Annotated in this window: 19 protein-coding genes, 4 pseudogenes and 1 riboswitch; of the genes and pseudogenes, 11 read left to right on the forward strand and 12 right to left on the reverse strand. The window is 68.2% G+C overall.

Annotated features, from left to right (window positions below):
* Positions 1-45: 45 nt before the first annotated feature.
* From FGD71_RS09840 to FGD71_RS09855, 4 genes are all read left to right on the forward strand, one after another.
* Positions 46-1,545 carry an aldehyde dehydrogenase family protein gene (locus FGD71_RS09840; protein WP_119100007.1) on the forward strand — a complete coding sequence of 500 codons (1,500 nt, stop codon included), beginning with the start codon at positions 46-48 and terminating at the stop codon, positions 1,543-1,545.
* A 61-nt stretch (positions 1,546-1,606) separates the two neighbouring features.
* Complete coding sequence (gene wrbA, locus FGD71_RS09845) at positions 1,607-2,242, forward strand: NAD(P)H:quinone oxidoreductase (protein WP_119100008.1); 636 nt, start codon at positions 1,607-1,609, stop codon at positions 2,240-2,242.
* Between the two features lie 67 nt (positions 2,243-2,309).
* The gene (locus FGD71_RS09850; protein ID WP_140935853.1) at positions 2,310-3,263 is read left to right on the forward strand and encodes a hypothetical protein; all 954 of its coding nucleotides are present in this window, start codon (positions 2,310-2,312) and stop codon (positions 3,261-3,263) included.
* A gap of 7 nt (positions 3,264-3,270) precedes the next feature.
* Positions 3,271-4,080, forward strand: coding sequence for an MBL fold metallo-hydrolase (locus FGD71_RS09855; RefSeq protein WP_338120047.1), 810 nt, complete (start codon positions 3,271-3,273; stop codon positions 4,078-4,080).
* A gap of 317 nt (positions 4,081-4,397) precedes the next feature.
* Here the strand turns inward: FGD71_RS09855 and FGD71_RS49895 are convergent, their stop codons facing one another.
* The 4 genes from FGD71_RS49895 to FGD71_RS50095 all read right to left on the reverse strand — a co-directional run bounded on the left by FGD71_RS49895 (position 4,398) and on the right by FGD71_RS50095 (position 8,821).
* A complete protein-coding gene (locus tag FGD71_RS49895) occupies positions 4,398-5,669 on the reverse strand; it encodes a poly(ethylene terephthalate) hydrolase family protein (protein ID WP_119100010.1) in 1,272 nt (423 codons plus the stop codon).
* Positions 5,670-5,876: 207 nt separating this feature from the next.
* Entirely contained in the window at positions 5,877-7,271 is a 1,395-nt protein-coding gene (locus FGD71_RS09865; RefSeq protein WP_119100011.1) for a prolyl oligopeptidase family serine peptidase, read from the reverse strand.
* Positions 7,272-7,469: 198 nt separating this feature from the next.
* Entirely contained in the window at positions 7,470-8,255 is a 786-nt protein-coding gene (locus tag FGD71_RS48625; protein ID WP_240436495.1) for a hypothetical protein, read from the reverse strand.
* A gap of 194 nt (positions 8,256-8,449) precedes the next feature.
* Complete coding sequence (locus FGD71_RS50095) at positions 8,450-8,821, reverse strand: zinc finger domain-containing protein (RefSeq protein WP_420878262.1); 372 nt, start codon at positions 8,819-8,821, stop codon at positions 8,450-8,452.
* Between the two features lie 111 nt (positions 8,822-8,932).
* On the opposite strand from FGD71_RS50095, the pseudogene FGD71_RS48630 reads away from it, so the two are divergent.
* Together FGD71_RS48630 and FGD71_RS09890 are read left to right on the forward strand one after the other, a co-directional pair.
* A pseudogene (locus tag FGD71_RS48630) lies at positions 8,933-9,091 on the forward strand (DUF6183 family protein); the annotation flags it as partial.
* A gap of 287 nt (positions 9,092-9,378) precedes the next feature.
* The gene (locus FGD71_RS09890) at positions 9,379-9,750 is read left to right on the forward strand and encodes a four-helix bundle copper-binding protein (protein WP_181359161.1); all 372 of its coding nucleotides are present in this window, start codon (positions 9,379-9,381) and stop codon (positions 9,748-9,750) included.
* Positions 9,751-9,845: 95 nt separating this feature from the next.
* On the opposite strand, the gene FGD71_RS09895 is transcribed toward FGD71_RS09890, so the two are convergent.
* Positions 9,846-10,415, reverse strand: a complete 570-nt coding sequence (locus tag FGD71_RS09895) for a histidine phosphatase family protein (RefSeq protein ID WP_119100013.1) — start codon at positions 10,413-10,415, stop codon at positions 9,846-9,848.
* 130 nt (positions 10,416-10,545) lie between these two features.
* A riboswitch (cobalamin riboswitch) is annotated at positions 10,546-10,686 on the forward strand.
* A gap of 36 nt (positions 10,687-10,722) precedes the next feature.
* Here FGD71_RS09895 and FGD71_RS09900 point away from each other — a divergent pair.
* The 3 genes from FGD71_RS09900 (at position 10,723) to FGD71_RS09910 (ending at position 13,107) form a co-directional block, all read left to right on the forward strand.
* Positions 10,723-10,956 (forward strand): CbtB domain-containing protein, encoded by a 234-nt coding sequence (locus FGD71_RS09900; RefSeq protein ID WP_119100014.1) that lies wholly within the window; start codon positions 10,723-10,725, stop codon positions 10,954-10,956.
* Positions 10,957-10,985: 29 nt separating this feature from the next.
* Positions 10,986-11,753, forward strand: coding sequence for a CbtA family protein (locus FGD71_RS09905; RefSeq protein WP_119100015.1), 768 nt, complete (start codon positions 10,986-10,988; stop codon positions 11,751-11,753).
* A gap of 163 nt (positions 11,754-11,916) precedes the next feature.
* The gene (locus FGD71_RS09910) at positions 11,917-13,107 is read left to right on the forward strand and encodes an acyl-CoA dehydrogenase family protein (RefSeq protein ID WP_119100016.1); all 1,191 of its coding nucleotides are present in this window, start codon (positions 11,917-11,919) and stop codon (positions 13,105-13,107) included.
* Positions 13,108-13,269: 162 nt separating this feature from the next.
* Here FGD71_RS09910 and FGD71_RS48635 read toward each other — a convergent pair whose 3' ends face one another.
* The 7 genes and pseudogenes from FGD71_RS48635 to FGD71_RS09940 form a co-directional block, all read right to left on the reverse strand.
* Positions 13,270-14,121, reverse strand: a complete 852-nt coding sequence (locus FGD71_RS48635; protein ID WP_240436501.1) for a ThiF family adenylyltransferase — start codon at positions 14,119-14,121, stop codon at positions 13,270-13,272.
* Between the two features lie 135 nt (positions 14,122-14,256).
* Positions 14,257-14,718, reverse strand: a pseudogene (locus FGD71_RS48640) (MFS transporter); the annotation flags it as partial.
* A gap of 417 nt (positions 14,719-15,135) precedes the next feature.
* Positions 15,136-16,281: an N-methyl-L-tryptophan oxidase gene (gene solA / locus FGD71_RS09920; protein WP_119100017.1), complete on the reverse strand. Its 1,146-nt coding sequence runs from the start codon at positions 16,279-16,281 to the stop codon at positions 15,136-15,138.
* A gap of 17 nt (positions 16,282-16,298) precedes the next feature.
* Positions 16,299-17,702 carry an NAD(P)/FAD-dependent oxidoreductase gene (locus FGD71_RS09925; RefSeq protein ID WP_240436496.1) on the reverse strand — a complete coding sequence of 468 codons (1,404 nt, stop codon included), beginning with the start codon at positions 17,700-17,702 and terminating at the stop codon, positions 16,299-16,301.
* Positions 17,699-17,968, reverse strand: a complete 270-nt coding sequence (locus tag FGD71_RS50100) for an SDR family oxidoreductase (RefSeq protein ID WP_119100019.1) — start codon at positions 17,966-17,968, stop codon at positions 17,699-17,701. The genes FGD71_RS09925 and FGD71_RS50100 overlap by 4 nt, the downstream gene beginning before the upstream one ends.
* A 12-nt stretch (positions 17,969-17,980) precedes the next feature.
* Positions 17,981-18,466 carry a RidA family protein gene (locus FGD71_RS09935; protein WP_119100020.1) on the reverse strand — a complete coding sequence of 162 codons (486 nt, stop codon included), beginning with the start codon at positions 18,464-18,466 and terminating at the stop codon, positions 17,981-17,983.
* Between the two features lie 55 nt (positions 18,467-18,521).
* Positions 18,522-19,199: a haloacid dehalogenase type II gene (locus tag FGD71_RS09940; RefSeq protein WP_119100021.1), complete on the reverse strand. Its 678-nt coding sequence runs from the start codon at positions 19,197-19,199 to the stop codon at positions 18,522-18,524.
* Between the two features lie 342 nt (positions 19,200-19,541).
* Between FGD71_RS09940 and FGD71_RS09945 the strand changes: the two are divergent.
* Positions 19,542-20,348, forward strand: a pseudogene (locus FGD71_RS09945) (IS5 family transposase).
* Positions 20,349-20,436: 88 nt separating this feature from the next.
* Positions 20,437-20,581 (forward strand): annotated as a pseudogene (locus FGD71_RS48650) (AraC family transcriptional regulator); the annotation flags it as partial.
* Positions 20,582-20,730: the final 149 nt, after the last annotated feature.

Consider the following 20,730-nt stretch of genomic DNA (forward strand, 5'->3'; position numbering starts at 1 on the left):
CCCTATGGTTTCGAATATCGTCCATAGAGAACGGTAATCGTACTCATGCTAGCACGCACAGAAGCCGAACAGCTGGTCAGCACGGTTCCGACGGAGCCCTACTTCGCCGGGCGATGGGGCAGCGGTCAGAGCATCGACACCTTCGACGTGATCGACCCGGTGACCGAACGACGGCTCACCACCGTGGCCGCCGCCGGGGCCCGGGAAGTAGACGAGGCCGTATCCCACGCTCGGTCCGCTCTGGATGAAGGTGAGTGGGGGAGAACGGACGGAAGCGCCAGGGCGCTCCTGCTGCACCGTCTGGCCGATCTCATCGAGGCCCGGAGCGAGGAGTTCGCGACGCTGGAGTCGCTGGACATCGGCAAGCCCGGCTTCGAGCCGCGGGCCATCGACCTGCCCCAGGCGATCGGGGCCTTCCGGTACTTCGCCGGCTGGGCCGACAAGGTGGAGGGCCGCTCCGTCCCGACGCCCTCGTACATGGGCCGGCCCACCCACAGCTACACCGTGCGCGAGCCGGTCGGAGTCGTCGCGGCCATCACGCCCTGGAACTCGCCGACCATGATCGGATCGTGGAAGATCGCGCCCGCGCTCGCTGCGGGGTGCGCCGTCATCCTGAAGCCTCCGGAGGACGCGCCCCTCACCTCTCTTCTCCTCGCGTCACTGATCGAGGAAGCCGGGTTCCCGGCCGGGGCGTTCAGTGTCCTTCCGGGGCTCGGAGCCGTGACGGGCCAGGCGCTCATCGATCACCCGGGGGTGGACAAGATCTCGTTCACCGGAAGCCCCGAGACGGGATACAAGGTGGCCGTGGCGGCCGCGAAGGGATTTCGGCGCACGACCCTGGAACTCGGCGGCAAGAGCCCCCAGATCGTCTTCGGGGACGCCGATCTGGACGAAGCCGCGCTGGGAGTGGCGGTCGGAATCTTCGCCAATCAGGGCGAGGTGTGTGCCGCGGGCAGCCGCATCCTGGTCGCTCGTTCCGTGTACGCCGAATTCGTCGAACGTCTGGTGGCGCGTGCCCGCGACATCAAGGTCGGCGACCCGTTCGACGAAGGCACCACGATGGGCGCGTTGATCAACGCACGGCAGTTGGAGCGCGTTTCCCAGTACGTCGCGACAGGAATCGACGACGGCGCCCGCCTGATCGCCGGGGGCGGCCGACCCGACGGCAAGGGGTTCTTCATCGAGCCGACACTGTTCGCCGACGTGGACAACACCATGACGATCGCCCGGCGGGAGATCTTCGGGCCCGTGGGTGCGATCATCGCGTTCGACTCGGAGTCCGAGGCGGTCGCGATGGCCAACGACAGCGATTACGCGCTGGCCGCCACCCTGTGGACGTCCGACGTGAGCAGGGCGCATGTGGTCGCTCGCCGAGTGAGGGCCGGGGCTGTCGCGATCAACGGCTGGGCGCCCCTCGACCCCCGCCTGCCGTGGGGCGGTTCCAAGCTCAGCGGTCAGGGGCGGGAACTCGGCTGGGCCGGTATCGAAGCGAACACCGAGGAGAAGACGGTCACCGCCGTCCTCTCGTACGCACCGGACAAGTAAGTGAACGGGCGCCAGGCGCCTACTTCGTGATCGAGCATCATCCCTCGGGAAGGGGTTTTCCGTGTCAGCACACGTGTTGGTCGTCTACTACAGCGCGACGGGGTCCGTGCATCGGCTGGCGAAGGCAGTGGCCGAAGGAGCTGAATCCGCGGGCGCCGAGGTACGGCTCCGCAGGGTCGCCGAACTCGCTCCCGCCGAGGCGATAGCCGCGAATCCGGACTGGGCCGCGCATCGGCAGGAGACGGAATCGACCGTCGAGGTGGTCGAACTCGCCGACCTGGAGTGGGCCGACGGTTACGCCTTCGGCACACCGACGCGTTACGGCGCTCCGGCGGCGCAGCTGAAGCAGTTCATCGACACCGCCGGAAGTCTCTGGCAGGCGGGGAAGCTGTCGGACAAGCCGGTGACGACATTCGTCTCCTCGGCCGAGCAGCACGGCGGCCAGGAGTCGACGATCCTGTCGCTGAACAACGTCTTCTACCACTGGGGCGCGGTCATCGTCCCTCTCGGCTACACGGACGACATCGTCTACGCCGCCGGTGGAAACCCCTACGGCACATCGTGGCCCGCAGGATTCCCCTCGACGGCCCCGGACGAGGTCACGCTGGATTGCGCCCGTTTCCAGGGCACCCGGTTGGCGCGGTTCGCGACGCTGCTCGCGGCGGACAGGGCGCAGGCGTCCGCCGCACAGAGCTGAGCGGGCAGTCGCGGAGTGACCATCACTCCTGGACGTTCTTGTCGTTTCCGCAACCCCTGGGCTTTTCATGTCACTCTTCGGAACCCGAGGACTAACCAGACCGCGCCTGCGTCCGGAACTCGACGACGAGCCGCTGGGCAAGATTCGCAAGCAACTGGAAACTTCGCCGGTTCCCGGCGCGCCGGACGTGGACTTCCGGGCAGCACAAGTCTCGCGCGTACTACGGGACGCGGAAGGTGACTGGGACCGGTGCACACACCGGATATCGGTACTCGCCGAAAGTGCGGTACATTCCCGCTTCTCGCATTCCTGGTCGCATCGACAGCCGAAGGACCCCGTTGCCTTGTCCTTCCGGTTGTGGGTGGACCTTTCACGCGCCTGTATGGACCCAACAGCGGTGGAAGCCCGCTCGTCCATCGATCTCTGTTTGCGCGCGGCGCGACTGAGGCAAGACGATCCGATTCCCTGGGTCGGGCTGCTCGGGATTCTTCGGATGCTGCGCAGTCACTCACATGACATGTTCGCGGTATGGAATGAGGTGACGTCCCGCGACGCCTGGAACCGCGAAGCTCATCTGCACATGCTCGGCTACCTCTCGCCGGACGAGTGCGGATCCTCCGCGCAAATGCTCGACTTCCTCGACGGCCGGCGGATACGGATGCCCGCCGACTCACCGGCGACGGGGGTGGAGTTGGCGGGCGTCATCGGGTGCCACCAGCGAACGCTTTCGGGCGGTGGCGTCAATGCGAAGCTCACTCGCCACTGGTGGTCGCAGTCTTCCGCCGCAGCGACACTGGAGCGATCGTTCACGCTCTGGACAAGACCTGGTTTTCTGAGGCATGCGGCAGCCCTTGCGGATCTGAACGCTCTGGCCTACGGCCTGGTGCAGGCCTACCGGCTCTCGGACTCCGCGAAGGTATTCCGGATGACGGGTGGGACAGTCACACGCTGGCCCTGGGGGCTGGCCGGGGATCCGCTCCAGCAGTACAGCTATTGGCGCAATCGGGCCCTGCGCCGGTAGGCGGTGATTGACCGGCGAGGGATGCCGGGATGGCGAGTTCACCGAGCCGGTCGAAGCTGCCCCTGCTCGCCACGCCCCGCTCGCCGAAAACCGCCCCCACCTCAGCGCCGTACTCGACCACACCCCCACCGACCCCCGCCGGGCCGAGCTCGCGTTCGACGCCGGTCTCCGTGCCCTGCTCACCGGCTTCCGGGCTTCTTGCCCGGTGACCGGCTTGCACGGCCACACACACCCATCACCCGAGGAGTCCGTCATGACCGCCTCGTTCCGTGTCCTGACCACCGGCTACGCCGACGCGCGGGTGGCAGGTACCGTCACCCTGGTCATCGACGACGAGACCGTGGCGATCGTCGATCCCGGCATGGTCGCGGATCGCCGGCTCATCCTGGATCCGCTCGCGCACAGCGGACTCGCCCCTGAAGACGTCACCGACGTGATCTTCAGCCACTACCACCCGGACCGCTCGCTGAACGCGGTCCTGTTTCCCGAAGCCCGCTTCCACGACCACATGGCCGTCTGTCACGAGGACATCCGGGAGAACCGGAACGCCGACGGATACCGGCTTTCCCCGTCGATCACGCTCATGACGACGCCCGGCCACACCGCGGAGGACGTCAGTACTCTGGTCACGGCCGTCGAGGGCCTGGTGGTCCTGACTCATCTGTGGTGGTCCGCCCAGGGACCGGCCGACGACCCCTTCGTGCTCGACCGCGAGCAACTGCGGGCATCCAGAGAGAAAGTCCTGGCTCTAGGCCCGGCCCTGATCGTGCCGGGACATGGGGCACCCTTCGTGCCGTCGTCGTCCACTCCCGTCTAGCCTGGCCTGATCTCCGTGGCCTGCCCGCCGGAGTGCCTGGTGCGGCCGGTTGAGCGGGGTGTGCCGCGGCGGGATGCTGGAGGCAGGACCCGTGATGGGTGACACGGCGCCGTACCGGGGCGCGGCAGGTACGAGGTCGGGATACACCCATGAGAGGTGGCCGCTCACGATGCCCCTCGCCTGCGCAGTCCGTGCCCGACGCCCCTTGGTTCTGCTGGTGGGAAGTGCAGGAGCCGGGGCACCGGATGGGGCGCCGACGTGGGAAGCAGGCTCGGAGCGCTGCGTCGACGGGCCGCGGAGCGCTCCGAGCGAGCCGGTCAGAACTGGCAGGTGTCCATCCAGCGCGTGACCAGGGAGGTGTTGTTCTTGTCGGCTTCGCGGGCGGGACCGCACAGGAACTGACTGAAGCGGGTATCGGCACGCAGCCAGAGGCTGAAGAACGACACGATCCACTTGCCCTGCTTGGCCTTGTTGCCGTAGCCCGTCATCGGACACAGATGGTCGCCTGGAACCTCGATGTACAGCTTCTCGGCCTGGGACATGGAGTTGTACCAGGGCACCGCGTAGCTGTTGCCGCCTGCGACAGGGTCGCTCTGACAGGTCAGGAAGAAGGTGGGCTCGGTGACTCCGGAGAAGTTCGCGTTCACGTAGTACGGGGCCGTGGGCACGCCCGCCCGGAAGCGCGAGTCGTCCCGGAGGGCCGCCATGACACCACCGCCGCCCATCGAGTGACCGGCCGCGCCCAGCGTGCCGTTGACCTTCCCCGATATCGGGTTGCCGGTGGCGTTGCCGAGCGCGAGTAGCTGGGTGCCGGCGGCGGTGATCTGGCGGCCGCGCGATTCGGGATCGTCGGTGAGTGTGTTGGTTCCGACGTTGATGACGACGAAGCCCCAGGTGGCGAGGCGGGGTGCGAGCCACTGCAGGTTCTGCTGTGTGCCCTGATAGCCCGGCATCAGTACGACGCCCGGGTACGAGCCACTGGCGGTCGGGTACGTGACCGTGCCCGAGCCGTACCCGCTTGGGTTGGGAACGGTGTAGGTGGCGGTGGTGAGTGGCCCGTTGGTGGCCTCGAGGGAAGCGGTCGTCGGGTCCGGGATCCCGGTGCCCGGCGGGGTGCCGCCACCGGAGCCGTACACCTGGAACTCCCACAGCGAGTAGCCGTAGGCGGTGCCGCGCTGGGTGCCGTAGACGCGGACGTACCGGCCGCTGCCGTTCACGTCGAGGGTCTGCACGCCGCCGGTGCCGGTCGTGGTCGAGTAGATGGTGGTCCAGGCGGTGCCGTTGTCGGAGGTCTGGATCTGGAACGCGCGGGCGTACGCGGCCTCCCAGCGCAACACCACTTGGCTGATGGTGGCGGTGGCGCCAAGATCCACTCTGAGCCACTGCGGATCACTGAACGTGCTCGACCAGCGCGTCCCGGTGTTGCCGTCCACCGCCGCCGACGCGGGGGCGGATGCGTTCTCGGTGGACGAGGAGGTCGCGGGCTTGCCCTGGGACAGCAAGTCGGCGGCGGCCGCCGGCGGGGCGGCGGCTGTCAGCAGAGTCAGCGCCAAGCCGATGGTGGTTGCCAGCGCGATCAGTGCCGTCATGGCACGGGAGCGGGTCCGTAACGGCGCGGTCGTGTCGGTTGAACAACTGGATGGACGCATTGATTTACCTCCGGAAAGCGGTGAGAGCGCGGTAACCGGACAGCGAGGTGCGCCCGCACTGTAAGCGTTGCCGGAGTTCGCCAGAAGGTGAGCTCGCACAGTGCGGGAGGAAAAAGAACGGACCGGGTGACCGCCGCGTGCGGCCGGCTACCGGGACTGTTCGAAGAGCCAGTCGATGACCACGTCGTTCTCGTACGTCTGGGCCCATGCGAGGTGTGGGTTCACCGGTGTCGTTCCGGGCGTGTAGCTCGTGAACAGGACGTGACTGCGCGTGGCCCGGGCCTGCCGCAGGAGCGCCCGGGAACGGGCCTCGAACTGTGTCTTCGGCAGATCGTTGGCCCAGTCCCCACGGGTGACCCGTGCACCGGCGGTCTCCAGCGCGTTCATCAGTGTCCAGGTGCCGGGATTGCCGAACCGGCCCTCCCGGTAGGGGACGACCGGGTCGTCGACGGAGTGGTCGGCCCAGATCGGGATGTGCGTGATCCTGTCCATGGCGGCCGTGTCGCCCCAGCCGGCCGTGGGCAGGGCTGCCGCGAACACGTCGGGTCGCTTCGCCAGCAGACTGAAGATACCGCGCCCACCCGAGGACAGGCCGACGAGATAGAGCCGGGCTGTGTCCACGTTTCGGGAGTGCTCGCTCACGAAGGTGTCGATGAGTTCGGCCAGCGCGGCCTGGACCTTGGCGTCGGTCCAGTCCGTGCCGTCGGGTCCGTCCATGGGACGGGGCAGGGGGATCTGCGGAGAGAGGACGAACGCGGGGTTGCGGCGCTGTCGCTGCGGTTTGGCGAACGTGACCGCGATCCGGTTGGAGGTGAGCTGGGTCATGTTGTTGTCCGCGACTTCACCACCGCCGTGCAGGGTGACGACGAGCGGGTACCGCGTGCGAGTCAGCGGGTTCCGTACGAATCCCTCGGGCTGGTACAGCCGGAAGTCCAGTTCGAAACCTGCGGAGTCGGTGAAGGAACCGGCGGCGAAGTCGTCGACCACGGGAGTGATGACGTCGTCGTTCCGGCTCGCGAACGGACCAGCCTTGAGTACCAGTTCACCTCCCGGGGTGCGCACGTCCTCCACCTGTCTGACGGAGTACGCGCGGTCGAGCGGAAGGGGATCGGTGCCGGCGGCCCGCGCGTTGGAGTCGTTCGGGTCGAGTTCGATGATCAGGCGGTCCCCTGGCCGTCCGGGGTGAGATCGGTCGTCCACTTCGGCGGTGGTGTTGGAGTAGACCCGGGTCACCGTGCGAGCCGCTGTTTGCCCGCCCACGGTGGCCTTTACCTGGAAGGCCGAGGGCGGGATCACCCTGCCGCGTAAGTCGATGCGATGCGAGTACTGGATGGCGACGGCTGTCACCAGCCAGTTGTTCCTCGGCGTCACCCGGGTGACGAGGTCCGTTCGCAGGACCGGATTGAGTCCAAAGGCCGCTTGTCGTCCTTCAGATGTGGCTGTCGTGGTGTCGGCGGCCGCGGGGGTTGCTGTGCTCACGGCCGGCGCCGCGACGGCACCTGCGGTGACGGCGAGCACCGTACGTCTGGTGATCCGTCTCATGGGTCCTCTTCTCGGTCGGTGGGGCACCCGCACCAGGTGCCTTTGTGTGTGGATCCGGTCGCCCGGCTCGGCCTCCCGGAGCGGGCGGCACGTTCGAGACTTGAGCGGCATGTGCGGTGGCTGCCGGCAGTTCGCAGTCGGCGGGACCCCGGGACACCAGCCACAGGGAGAAGGCGCCGGTCACCAGGGCGCCGACGGTCATGACGAGTGTGGTGGCGATGGCCCAGCGGAAGATGAGGCGTTGGTGTTCGCCGAGCGACACACCGCTCTCAGGCGTACGGGGTGAAGACCCGGCTCAGCGGCATGCCGGTGACGGCCGCCGCGAGGGGCAGGTGCGACCCGAAGGAGTCGGGGGCCATGGCGAGCAGGAGATTGCAGATGTTCAGCCAGGTCCGCGGCAGCGGCGGGACCCGGACAGGGCCGGGCCCGTCCCCGGGGGGATCGGAGGGCCTGACGCTTCTGCCCGTCGGCCCTCGTGGGAGTGACCTGCCGGCTCGACTCGGCTGTCGCGGCAGCCGTCGAAGCGGCCGGTTCACGGTCGTTCCACTCGACCTCGCCCTTGCGTACGTCCGTGGCAGGACCCCGCGGGGACAGCGCGCCGAGACGGTTGCGCGCCCGGCGGCCGCGCAGGTAAGAGGCCACCAGCGCCCAGGCGACGCCGAAGCCCATCGCGGGCAGCACGAGGTTGAAGACCTCGGAACTGTCCAGCTTCAGCGCCGCCGTGGTGCGTACTTTCGGGCCACGCCAGGGGATCATGTCGTCCACCATCAGGCTGAAGTACACGACCGCGAAGGCGATCATGATGCCTGTGGCGGCCACATTGGACAGCCCACCGAGAATCAGCTCGCCCAGATCGCCCGCGATGCCACCAGTGAGCGCCGCCAGCACCGGAAGCAGGATCAGAGCGACCAGCACCGAGGCGCGTTTGACCATGGTGAGCAGCAGTAGGACGGCGATCGTAGCGAAGCCCAGGGCTGCCGGCATGGCGGCGCTCGCTTTCTCGGGGACGGCCCTCGGCGGCGGTGGGCGGGGGCTGTGCGGGGGCAGGCCGAGGTGTTATGCGAGAGTTTCGGAGCACTGGCGGATCGGTGTCCAGCATCAAACCGAGATCTGTCCATGCGATAAGCGCATCAATGCAAGCGGGCGCGCCCTATGTGAGGTGAAGGACGAGAACCTCCTTAAGGTCGTACGCGCGCTTGAGTGCCTTCTTCAGCTCCGGCCGATTCTTTTCTCGGGGGCTGATCTTCTGGGGAGAAGATCCGTTTGCAGTCGGCGCGGGCGAGGGCGCCGAGCCGGCTCCGGAGTTCCTGATCGGCGGTCGAGCAGCGGGCGTAACCGAAACGGATCGGCTTGGTCGCCGCGGCGGCCGGTGTGGCCGGGCTCGGCTTCCACGGCCGACCCAGGCCGCGGTCGTCCGGCACCGGCACCGGCACCTCCAGCTCCTCCCGCGGTGTGGGGACGAGGAGGAAGCGGGCGGTGTGGTACTTCGTCGCGGTCTTCCCGCCGCGGGTGCGGCAAGGGCTCCCGGGCGGGGCTTCACACTCGGACAGTCGTTCCGTTCCACCACGCTTGCGGCTTGATCATGCGTCAGATCCACCCCGAGGGACTCCGCGATCGGTGACCTGGGGAGACGTGCCCTCAAGGAACTGCCCCTGGAGTGCCTGGAAGGCGAGGGCACGCGCCGGGGTGGTGCCCTCACCTGCCACTCCACGCCCGACGACGTGATCAACGAACTGTTCGCGGCAGCACACAACGGCGGAGTGAACGGCCAGGGGCAGGGTGGCGCGCACGCCCGGCTGCACGCCTGGAACAGCCTGTACGCACTGATGGGGCTGCCCGACGACATCCCGTTGCCGGAGACGACGCGGCGCGCCGCCGACACCGGTGGCTGCGCTTCATGGCGTTCACGGACTGGTTCCACCACGACACGTCGGACGCTGCTTTCGCCGTACTCGATCCCACCCGCAACCGGGTGGCGTGCTGGCAGCGACCGACACGGACGCCGACACCCGCACCGACTCCTGTACCGCCGTCCACTGAACAGACGGGTGACCGCGTCGGAGCCTCTGGCGGGTTTGGCGCGCCGCTGTCCGGCTACCCGGACAGCGTGTCAGCAACAGATCAGCAGGAACTCGTCCGTTTCCTCGAGGACCGGTTCGCCTGCGCGCAGGCCTGTACCGAGTGTGCGCGCATGTGTGCCCTGCGCGCGAGCCTCGCCGATCTCGACGGTCCGGAGAACCAGCAGCAACTGCGGCGCAAGGGCATCCTGTGCGCGGAGGTCTGCGACGCGACGTGCCGCGTCCTGGCCGATCAGACCTGGCAGGAGGAGACCGGAACACGTGCCCAGGTCGAGTGGTGCCGAGCCGTCTGCCTCGAGACCGCGCACGTCTTCGACCGGAACCCCGGCGCCGAGGACGGCGCGAAGGCCTGCCGCGACTGCGCACGCGCCTGCACGGAGTTTCTCGCCGTCCTGGTCTGAGGGTGTGACGAGGCGAAGAGGGTGATGGGAGTTGCGGGAGTAACGGGAGCGACAGGTTGAGGTGATGGGTATGAGGGGGGCGGGTTATCGCGTCGTCAGCCCCCAAGCGCCTGTCCCACCCGGATATTCCAGCGCCCGGCCCGCCCACTGAGCTCCGTGCCGGTCAGCGGCGGCACGTCGATGCGCCAGAACGCCGACTCCGGAGCCCCCAGCGTCCGTACCACCACGGCCCGTACGATCTCCGGCTCGACGACGGCGACGATCCGCCCCGAGAACTGGCCGGCCGACTCCAGCCACTTCTCGACCCGGTCGCACAGCCCGTGCAGCGACTCGCCGCCGTGCGGGGCACACGACGGGTCCGTCAGCCACCGCGCGACCGCCTCCGGTTCGTCGGCGCTCACTTCGGCCAGGGTCGCGCCACGCCAGCGGCCCACGTCCAGCCCCGCCACCTCGGGCTCTGCCGCGGCGTCGAGGCCGAGGGCGGCGGCGGTGTCGCGGCAGCGCACGCCGGGGGAGAACAGGGCCCGATCCGGGGCGGGCAGCGAACCCGCGGCCGCCTTCGCCTGCCGCAGCCCGGCGGCGTCGACCGGGCATCCGTTGTCGAAACGTGCTTCCCGCAGCGCCGCACTGATCGCTGGTGAGATCAACATCACTCGGCTCGTCATCGGCCCCCCTCTCGTGCTCAACGGAGCTCAAAACCCTTGCCAGCACCCGGAATTGACGCCGTGACCAGGACACCGGCGCACGTCCCGGACTCCGTGCGCCCTTGGCCGCGTCCCCGGTTCGCGGTACGTTCTCGTCGATATTGACGACGGTTCGACGGAAGCCGGTGAGAATCCGGCACGGTCGCGCCACTGTAAGCCGTACCGATCGCCTCCACCCAGGAGCGGTGCAGGTCGGGCAAGTCAGACCCGTGGCCGTCGTCCTGTGCACCACCGAGTCGGGACGCGAGTTCCCCCAGGAGGTCCTGCCATGGCCCACTCCGTCGCTCAGCCGAGCGCAACCACCCCCGCCGCACCGGCCGCCGTGCCGGCCAAGCTGCCGATCGGCGCGATCGCCCCCTGGGCGGTCTTCTTCGGCATCCTGATGCTGGTCCTGCTCTACTTCGTCGGCGCCGAGCAGGGCGCCACCTCCGTGGTCTCCGGTGAAGGTGTGCACGAGTGGGTGCACGACGCCCGCCACCTGCTCGGCTTCCCCTGCCACTGACGGCGAAAAGGATGCAAACGAGCGTTCCCATGAACTCCGTCACCGTCAGAAACCTCCTGGTGCGTGGCATGCTCGCGGGTCTCGCCGCGGGTCTGCTCGCCCTGGTCGTCGCGTACTTCCTGGGTGAACCGCGCGTCGACGCGGCGATCGCATACGAGGAGGCCCACTCCCACGAGCACGGCGGCACCGAACTCGTCAGCCGCACGATGCAGTCCACCGCGGGCCTGTCCACCGGTGTCCTCGTCTACGGGGTCGCCTTCGGCGGGATAGCCGCGCTCGCCTACTGCTTCGCCCTCGGCAGGATCGGCCGCTTCGGTCCGCGCGCGAGCGCCCTGCTGCTGGCGACCGCGGGCCTGCTCGCGGTGTACGTCGTGCCCTTCCTGAAGTACCCGCCCAACCCGCCGGCCGTCGGCAACCCCGACACCCTCGACCAGCGGACCACGCTGTACTTCCTGATGGTCGTGCTCGGCGTTCTGCTGGCCGTCGGCACGGTGATCCTGGGCAAGCGCCTCGCGCCGCGCCTGGGCAACTGGAACGCCACCGTGGCGGCCGGCGCCTTCTTCGTCCTGCTCGTCGGTTTGGCGTACGCGTTCCTGCCGTCGTTCAACGACGTTCCGAAGGGCTTCTCCGGCACCCTGCTGTGGCAGTACCGGCTGGCGGCACTAGCCATCCAGGTGACCCTGTGGACCGCTTACGGCCTGGTCTTCGGGCTCCTGGCGGAGCGAGTGCTGGCACCGCGTACGGCTGCCGCTCAGCAGAACGGGGCCGCCGCACAGGCAACTCCTGTCGCACACTGAGAGGTTGAGCGCAGAAAGGGCCCCCGGACAACCGGGGGCCCTTTCTGCGCGCGCCCGCTGTTGTGTGTTCCCAATTTCTGGAACACGTTCTACGGTGTCCGCCGTCAGGTCCGGGTGGCCGGAGCAGCAGGCCAGTGGAGCCCCGTGGGAGCCAGGAGGCGCCGTGCATCTCGAATACACGCCGGAGCAGCAGCTACTGCGCACCGAACTGCGCGCCTACTTCGCCGAGTTGGTGCCGGACAACGTCCACACCCGATACGGCGACCCTGTGGCCCAGAAGCGGTTCTACCGCGAGACCATCCGCCGGCTCGGCACCGACGGCTGGCTGGGGGTGGGCTGGCCGAAGGAGTACGGCGGGCGCGGGCTGAGCCCGATGGAACAGTTCATCTTCTTCGACGAGGCCGCCCAGGCGGGCGTACCCCTGCCGCTGATGGCGCTGAACACGGTCGGCCCGACGATCATGCAGTTCGGCACGGACGAGCAGAAGGCGTACTTCCTGCCGAAGATCCTCTCCGGCGAGATCGACTTCGCGATCGGCTACAGCGAGCCCGACGCGGGCACGGACCTGGCATCGCTCAAGACGCGGGCCGTGCGGGAAGGCGACGAGGCCACCGGCCACTACACGGTCAACGGGCAGAAGATCTGGACGACCAACGGGGACACCGCCGACTGGGTCTGGCTCGCCGTCCGCACCGACCCCGATGCCCCACCGCACAAGGGCATCACCATGCTGCTCGTGCCGACCTCCCACCCCGGCTACTCCTGCACCCTGATCAACACGCTCGCCTCGCACGACACCACCGCGAGCTACTACGAGAACATCCGCGTCCCCGCCTCGCGCCGGGTGGGGGAGGAGAACAAGGGCTGGCGGCTGATCACCAACCAGCTCAACCACGAGCGCGTCACCCTCGCCGCGCACGGGACCATGGCCATCCGCGCCCTGCACGACGTGCAGCGCTGGGCCATGGAGACCAAGCTCGCCGACGGCCGCCGCGTCGTCGACCTGCCCTGGGTACGCCGCCGCCTCGCCCAGACCCACACCCGGCTCGACGCGATGAAGCTCCTCAACTGGCAGATGGTGAACGCCGTCCAGGAGGGCACCCTCACCCCGCAGGACGCCTCCGCCGTGAAGGTGTACGGCTCCGAGGCGCGCCGGGACGCGTACGCCTGGCTCATGGAGATCGTCGCTGCGGCGGGCGTTCTCAAGGAGGGCTCGGCGGGCACGGTCCTCCACGGCGAACTGGAACGCGGCTACCGCTCGGCCGTGATCTTCACCTTCGGCGGCGGGAACAACGAGATCCAGCGCGAGATCATCTCGTGGATCGGCCTGGGGATGCCCCGGGTACGGCGTTAGCTGTTTGTGACCACCGACGCTAGTTGTCACATACCGAGGATGGTTGTCACCGAGAACCAACGGGATGTCCATGGCGGCCAAATTGTGAAATGCCAGTGAGCACTTTGCCACGAGGACTGGAAATCGCCGTGGACTCGGACCCCGCCGCGAGGTGGCCTCGCTTCAAGGGTGAGTGGGTGCCGCCTTCCGGGCCGCGAGTTCTCCGCTGGCGCCGCGTCCGAGGTTGCCCGTGGACGTACACCAGCGGCAGCGGGCGTTCTGGCGGGGATCTTGGAGATGCCGTTCGCGGGTTCGAGGGCGGTGGATGATGGATCCGAGATCGTCGTCGCTCTCGTGCAAGCCTGCGGATGCGAGAAGGAAGTGGGTCACGGCTTCGCCGACGGCGAGTGTGTTCAAGGGCATCACGCTGGGTGCGGGTACACCGGGGACATACCGGGCTTGCTCGCGTTCGGCCTCGGGGTGTATTTCGATGGCGAGTTCGGTCGGGTCGATGAGGCCGTTGCACCGCATGCAGCCGACCCCGGGAGTGAACAAACGTGTGGCGGTGTGAATCTGCCCGACGCCACCGTCCGGGGAGACGGGGATCTTCACGCCGACTTGAGTGGCGGGGATGAGGAACTCGTGGACGACGGCGTTGACCCAGTGCCGGGCCGAATGGCTGTCGGCGGCCAGGAAGATCCAGTCGCATATCACCAGCTCACGTAGTGCCTCGGGGTTCTCGACTCGTCGCGGGACCGTGGTCAGGCGGATCTGTGGATTCGCTCGGGTTGCGTTTCGGGCGGCGAGATCCGTCTTCGGCTTGTCGATATCGCTCCGCTCGGCTCCCAGCAGCCGCGGGAGGTTGGTCGCGTCAACGGTTTCGTTGTCTATGAGGACGAGTTCCCCGACGCCGAGCCGGGCGAGTTCTTCGACGACAATGCTGCCGACACCGCCGAGGCCGACGATGGCGACGCGTAGCCGGGCCAGTGTTTCTTGCCCGCGGTCGCCCAGAAGCCGTGCCTGCCGGTCCCACACGGGGGCAGAGACAGCTGTTGGGGCAGGAGTCGGTCGTAGCCGAATGAGGTTCCCGGCGGGGATGACGGTTTCGCTCAGAGGGGTCCTGCTGCCGTCGGGAAGCCATAGGTCGCCTGCGGCGGCGTGAGGGGTGAGGACAAGGCCGCCGACGGCCTGTCCGCTGATCTGCCGCAGGGCCGCGTATCCGCGTTCGTGACTGACCAGGTAACCGTGGCCCTCCTCCTCCCTGATCACCGCCTGCCGGGCCACTTCGGACTCCACCGCCGGTGAGAACAGCGCGGCGGCGAAGCCGATGAGGAGCACCGCGCCGATCACCGTCCAGGTCTGCTCCGCGTACCCCAGCCAGGCGAATCCGGCGACGCGCAGCACGCAGCCGGCCAGCACGATCGGGCGTACGCCGTAGCGGTCGACGAGTGCGCCGCCGACTACGAAGAGGCCCTGCTGGCTGAAGGTGCGTAGACCCAGGACGAAGCCGACCATCCGTCCCGCCATGCCGAGCGCGGTGCCGAGGTGCTCGGCGAGGAACGGCAGAACGGCGAAGAAGCCGATACCAGAGGTGAGTTGGGTAAGGATCAGCAGCCGCAGCAGCGGTGACAGATGCTTTCAGGTCCGCTCGCGTGAAGGCTTGGTCGTCCGGACGGTTCGGCGGGTCAGGGCGCGGGAGATGAGATCGGGCATGGTGGTGTCCGTCTGTTCCTGGGTTGTGTGAGTACGGGCGTGCGCGGTCGTTCCGACACCGTCTGCGCCGTCCCGCTGGGATGGTCCGTGTGCGCTCCGGGATGGGCCGACGCCCGCCGCCTCAGCGCGGGATGCGTACTCCACCGGCCGCCGTGACCGCGAGCGCCCCGAGCAGGGCCCCAGGACAGCGGCCGGGGCGAGGACGGCCCAGAGGGCGCGTTCGGCATACGGCTGGTTCTCGGCACTGTTGCGGGACATCAAGAGTTGAGTCCTGCAACGACCGTCAGCCGGATGGCGATACCGAGGCCATTGCGCCGAGGCGGCGGGAGTGGGCGGTTACCTGGTCTTGAACCGGTCCGGACGCACGAAGTCCAGGCCTTCGATGGTCTGCTTGCCGAGCGCCTCGTGTGCGGCGATGTGGCCGTAGCCGGTGGCCATTTTGAAGCCCTTTCCGGAGAATCCGGTGGCGCAGTAGATGCTGCTGTTCTGATCCAGCCAGCCGATGAGAGGATGCCTGTCCTGGGTGAAGAGGTCAGGGAAGGCGTCGGCGCGCGCGATGGTTGGGATCAGGCCGGGGAAGAATTCGGTGACGATCTCGGTGGCCTTTTCGATTTCTTCCCGGGTGAGTTCCCTGGGTACGGAGTCCGGGTCGGGGGTTGCCCTTGCGCGCCCGGCCAGCGGTCCGTCCACCGATGCCTTGACTGTCACGCCGTCGACGGCGGGTGCGCCGTACATGGAGCGATCCTCGTACCACCGGCTGAAGGCGGGGAAGTTCTCCGGCGAGAACTGTGTGCCGTCTTCGGCGATGAACCAGGTCAGGACGATCCGATGGGTTTCGGTGACGGCCTTGAGGTGGTCGGGCATGAGCCTTCGGGACCAGCCGCCGGAGGCGACGATGACCTTCTCGAACGTCCAGGTTCTGTCGCCCGAGGTGACGACCACGCCCTGGTCGGTTTCGGTGATGCTGTCCACGGGTGTGTTCTGAAGAACGGTGGCGCCGTTCGCCTGGGCCGCCGCTACGGCGGCGCTGACCGCGCGGTCGGTGCGCAGCACGCCGGCGCGGGGGTCGTAGACGGCGCAGTCGTCGGGGCGGAGGTTGTGCTGCGGGTAGCGTTCCGCCATCTCCTCCCGGCTGAGGACGCGGTACTCGGCTCCGGTGACGCGCGTGGCCTCGAGGAGGCTGTTGATGTAGCTGCCGTTTGCCGTCCCGATGGACAGGCCCCCGGTAGTGGTGAGGATGTCCTGCCCGGTTTCCGCTTCGAGCTCGGCCCACAGGCCGCGGGAGCGTTCGATGATGGGGTAGTAGTCGGGCCTGCCGAGGTAGATCATGCGGAACAGGCGGGTGTCCCCGCCCACGGCACTGCGGCCGTGGGCGGGGGTGGCGGCCTCGAAGCCCACTACCGAGTCGGTCAGCCGGGAGGCCTGCCACAGGGCCATGCTTCCGATGCTGCCCAAGCCGATGACTGCGAGTTCTGCGTCCATGGCAGTTTCTCTTTTCTTTACTCGTGGAGTCCGGCGAGGCGGCTGCCGAATCTGGCCAGGAGTGAGGTCTTGCTGGAGCCCCTGCGCTCTTCCCAGTGGTCGGCGATACCGAAGAGCCGGTACATGGCGTGAACGCCCAGCCAGCGGATGGGTTCCGGTTCCCACTTCCGTGCCCGGTAGCCGACCCAGGGGAGAGTGGTCCGTTCGGTTTCCTGCTCGAAGGCGAGCTCCGCGAGGGTCCTGCCGCCGACGTAGGCTGCCGTGACGCCGTGTCCCGCGTAGCCGGTGGACGATCCGATTCCGGATGCCGGGTCCCAGTGCACGCCGCCGTTCCAGTCTCGCGTGACGCCCAGGACTCCCGACCAGGCGTGGTCCACCTCGAAGGGGATCCCCGGGAAGAAGGATCCGAGCTTGTGCGAGATCAGGTCGATGGTGGACTGGGCGGTCGCACCGGCTCCTCCCGTACCGGACCCGAAGCGGTAGGGGACACCGCGGCCCCCCATGGCGATACGGCCGTCCGACGTCCGCTGGGCGTAGATGAACGTGTGCGCGGAGTCGCTGAGGCACTGGGGCCCGTCCCAGCCGATCTGCTGCCATGCCTCCTTCGGCAGGGGCTTGGTCACGATCATCGAGGAGTTGACCGGGATCAGGCTCCGGCGGCCGAGCAGCTGTCCCGAATAGCCTTCGGTGCAGATGAACGTCTTGGCCGCGGTGACGCGTCCGTTGGCCAGGGTGAGGGTCTTGCCCCCGACACTGTCCACTCGGCTGCCCTCGTAGATGCTGACCCCCATGGAGGTCAGGGTGTCGGCGAGGCCGTAGACGAGCTTCGCGGGGTGGATCCTTGCGCAGTGCTTGTAGAAGAGCCCGCCGTGGACGGTGGAGATGTTGATCCGGCTCCGGAACTCGTCCCGGTCGAGCATGTGGACTTCGTCGTCGGTCAGCCCGTACTTCAGGTCGGCATCACGCCTGGCCACCAGCCGGCCCAGCCCCGCCTCCGTGTGAGCGGCGACGAGCGCGCCACCCTTGTGCTGATCGGCGTCGATGCCCTCGGCCCGGAGGATGTCCAGGACCGCGTCGACGCCGGCGACGAACTCCTGCTGCAGCGCCCGGCTCGCCTCCAGCCCTCCCCCGGCGCGGGCGAAGGTGGCACGGTTTCCCGGAGGCATCGCCGAGAGCCAGCCACCGTTGCGCCCCGATGCGCCGTAGCCGACCTGTTCGGCCTCGAAGACCGCGACCGAGAGCGACGGTTCGAGCTTCTTGGCGAAGTACGCCGCCCACAGGCCGGTATAGCCGCCGCCGACAATCGCCACGTCCACACAGTCCTGGCCGGTGAAGCGGGGGAACGAGGGCCTCTTGTCGGCCAGTTGGGCCACCCAGAAGCCGAGCTCTCCGTTTCGGGGTGGTGCCGCAAGAGCGTTCATGGTGTGTCCTTTGTCTCTGGGAACCGCGTGGGCCGCTGCTGGAAGGCGATGTGGCCGGTGTCGACGGGGTGCGTTGCCCCGGGGATGTACGAGGATCCCGGCGACGCGAGGAAGAGGACGGCGTCGGCGATCTCCTCGGGAGGGGCGAGGCGCCGGAGCGGGATCTGCCCCTCGCGTCGGCCGGCAGGATCTGCACCGGGGTGTCGATCGTGCTGGCCGAGGGCGTCGAGTGCCTGTTGAAGCCGGGCCACCGCCGCACTGCTCATGAGTGGCTCGCGCTACACAGCGGTGCAGACGACCTGGATCTCGACAGGGGTGTTGAGAGGCAGCCCGGCGACACCGATCGCGGTGCGGGCGTGGCGTCCGTTCTCCCCCAGTACCTCGATGAGCAGTTCGCTGGCCGCGTTGGCGACGTTCGACTGCTGACCGAAGTCCGGCGTGCTGGCCACGAAGACCAGCATCTGCACGATCCGGACCCGGTCGAGATCGCCCACCGCCTGCGCAGCGGCAGCGAGCGCGTTGAGCGCGGCATGGCGTGCGAGCTCCTGCGCGGTCTCCAGCTCCACGTCCCGGCCGACAACGCCCTGACCCAGCAGCTCGCTGTCCTTGAAGGGGAGTTGGCCGGAGAGGTGGATGGTGGAGCCCACCGTCCGGTGGGGCACGAGGTACGTGGTGCCGGCGAGGACGGGTAGCTTCAGTCCTAGGGCCTGGAGCCTTTCTGAAGCCGAGTCACCCTTGACGGTTTGAGGCAGGGGCTGAGTCATGCCGCCACCGTCTTGCTGTGGATCATTTCCTCAGTTCTCCGCTCAGGCTCAGGCGTCAGGGGCGCGGGAGGCCGAAGAGGACGGGGAGGTCGGCGATGTCGGTGATCCGCTCGTAGCCGAGCCAGTGCTCGTCGTGCTCCCAGCCGCGGTCCATGTACACCTTGTTGATGCCCATGATCGCCGCGGGGCGATGGTCATACATGGGGCTCGCGGAGACGTGCACGATCTCGTCGGGTGTCACGCCGAGCTTGTCGAACGTGTACTCGAAGGCGCGGAGTCGCGGCTTGTAGACGCCCATCTCCTCGGCGCTGATGACGACCTCGAACGGGGCCTTCAGGTTCTCCGCGAGGCGCACGGCGTGCGCGGTGTCGCTGTTCGTGATGATGACCAGCGGGACCTCTTCGGCCAGGCGGTTCAGTGCCTCGGTGACACCGGGGTACGGGCCCCAGGTGGGGATGCGCTCGTACACCGCCCGCGCCTCGTCCTCGCGGTACTCGAGGCCGACGTAGCGCGAGGCGCGTTCCATGGAACGTGCGACGACCTGGTGGAACGGCTGGTACGCGCCCGTGCACTCGTCGATCCGGTACGCCTTGCAGATCCGCAGGTACTCGTCGGCGACCTCGGCCGGCAGCCGGTCGCCCAGGACCTCACGCATCGTGTCGTTGATGCTGAACTTGATCAGCGTTCCGTTCATGTCGAACGTCACGAACTTGGGCTTGACGTCGAATCCCACTGGTCCTCCTAGTGCGTTAGTGGAGTAGTTCCGCGCCCTGGTCGATTGTCGACCATCTTGTTGGTCGATTGTCGACCGAGCGGGTCTCGGCTGTCAACCACGTCGGAGGAGTGCCCTCAGGCAGACCGGTGCTGATCCACTACGCCGCTCGCTGCGGAAGCGCTCGAACAGCAGCCGGTGTTCGAGCGGGTTGGCCGTGGCGACGAACAGCGCGTGATTCACCATCGAGCCGGCGCTGTGATCCGCACGCTGTAACGCGGATTCCCAGCGCCCGGGTATCCGCCACCACACGGGCCACGGCCAGGAAGTACCCCTTAGGGGTCCTTGCAGAATGATCCTCTTGTGGCACGGTGGGAGGTCAGTGACGAGTTGTGGGCGGTGATCGAGCCGCTGCTGCCGAAGCAGGAGCGGTTCCGGCACCCGGGGTGCAAGCGGATCGATGACCGCAAGACGCTCCAGCGCGTGCTGTTCGTCCTCTACACCGGCATCCAGTGGGAGTTCCTGCCGCAGGAGTTGGGGTTCGGTTCGGGTCCCACCTGCTGGCGGCGTCTGGCCGAGTGGCAGCGGGCCGGAGTGTGGGAGGAACTCCAGCGGGTGCTGCTGGACCGGCTTCGGGCAGCGGACCGCCTCGACTTCTCCCGCGCCACGATCGATGCCTCGCACGTGCAGGCCAAGCGGGGGCGAGGCAGCCCAAAAGTCGGCCCGAGCCCGGTTGACCGCGCACGGCCGGGCTCGAAACACCACGTGCTGACCGACGCCTGCGGCACCCCGTTGCGCGTGTCCCTGACCGGCGGTCACCGCAACGACATCACCCAGCTCCTGCCCCTGGTCGACGGCCTGCCGCCGGTACGTGGCAAACGAGGCAGGCCCCGGCGCAAGCCCCGCACGTCATACGCCGACCGCGGCTACGACCACGACATCTACTGCCGCCGGCTGCGCGAACGCGGCATCACACCGAAGATCGCCCGGCGCGGCGAGCCGCACGGCTCGGGCCTGGGGTAAATCCGATGGGTTGCCGAGTCCGCCATCGCCTGGCTCCACGGCCCCCGCCGACTGCGGATCCGCTGGGAAGCACGCGACGACATGCACGACGCCTTCCTCCAGATCGCCCACTGCATGACCCTCGCCCGGAAGAATCCAGCATTCTGAAAGGACCCCTTAAAGCCCAACCGGCCGATGACCTCCGGCTCGCCGTGCAGAGGCCCTGAACTCCTGGGCACGGCCACCGCGGTCGTCGCAGCAGCGTGTAGCCCGAGCCCGGGACCTGCTGGAGCCGAGCGACCTGTCGGTGGACCAGATCGCCGACCGGGTTCGGCTTCCCCAGGAGCACCTCCCTGCGCCAGCACCTGCACGCGGCGATCGGCATCTCACCCCAGGCGTAACGGCGTACGTTTCAGGCGGCCCGCTAGTGCCCACCCCTAGCCACTACTTCGGTGAACTGATTCGGTGCGGGAAGTGTGCCGGCCGGGCCCGCCGGCCTGTCGGCGCGGCGCGGTTCCGCCGGTCGGCGGGGCAGTCCCAGCCGGTCGGC

Origin of the sequence: Streptomyces sporangiiformans, assembly GCF_005768555.2 — a bacterium.
GTDB lineage: Bacteria > Actinomycetota > Actinomycetes > Streptomycetales > Streptomycetaceae > Streptomyces > Streptomyces sporangiiformans.

Coding starts and splice junctions, on each gene's coding strand:
- FGD71_RS48625 (WP_240436495.1), bottom strand. CDS start 8,255: ATGCCGGCAGCCCTGGGCTTCGCTACGATCGCCGTCCTACTGCTGCTC.
- FGD71_RS50100 (WP_119100019.1), bottom strand. CDS start 17,968: ATGAGCAGTGCGGCGGTGGCCCGGCTTCAACAGGCACTCGACGCCCTC.
- FGD71_RS09925 (WP_240436496.1), bottom strand. CDS start 17,702: ATGAACGCTCTTGCGGCACCACCCCGAAACGGAGAGCTCGGCTTCTGG.
- solA (WP_119100017.1), bottom strand. CDS start 16,281: ATGGACGCAGAACTCGCAGTCATCGGCTTGGGCAGCATCGGAAGCATG.
- FGD71_RS09850 (WP_140935853.1), top strand. CDS start 2,310: ATGTCACTCTTCGGAACCCGAGGACTAACCAGACCGCGCCTGCGTCCG.
- FGD71_RS09900 (WP_119100014.1), top strand. CDS start 10,723: ATGGCCCACTCCGTCGCTCAGCCGAGCGCAACCACCCCCGCCGCACCG.
- FGD71_RS09865 (WP_119100011.1), bottom strand. CDS start 7,271: ATGAGACGGATCACCAGACGTACGGTGCTCGCCGTCACCGCAGGTGCC.
- FGD71_RS49895 (WP_119100010.1), bottom strand. CDS start 5,669: ATGACGGCACTGATCGCGCTGGCAACCACCATCGGCTTGGCGCTGACT.
- FGD71_RS09840 (WP_119100007.1), top strand. CDS start 46: ATGCTAGCACGCACAGAAGCCGAACAGCTGGTCAGCACGGTTCCGACG.
- FGD71_RS09905 (WP_119100015.1), top strand. CDS start 10,986: ATGAACTCCGTCACCGTCAGAAACCTCCTGGTGCGTGGCATGCTCGCG.
- FGD71_RS09935 (WP_119100020.1), bottom strand. CDS start 18,466: ATGACTCAGCCCCTGCCTCAAACCGTCAAGGGTGACTCGGCTTCAGAA.
- FGD71_RS09895 (WP_119100013.1), bottom strand. CDS start 10,415: ATGACGAGCCGAGTGATGTTGATCTCACCAGCGATCAGTGCGGCGCTG.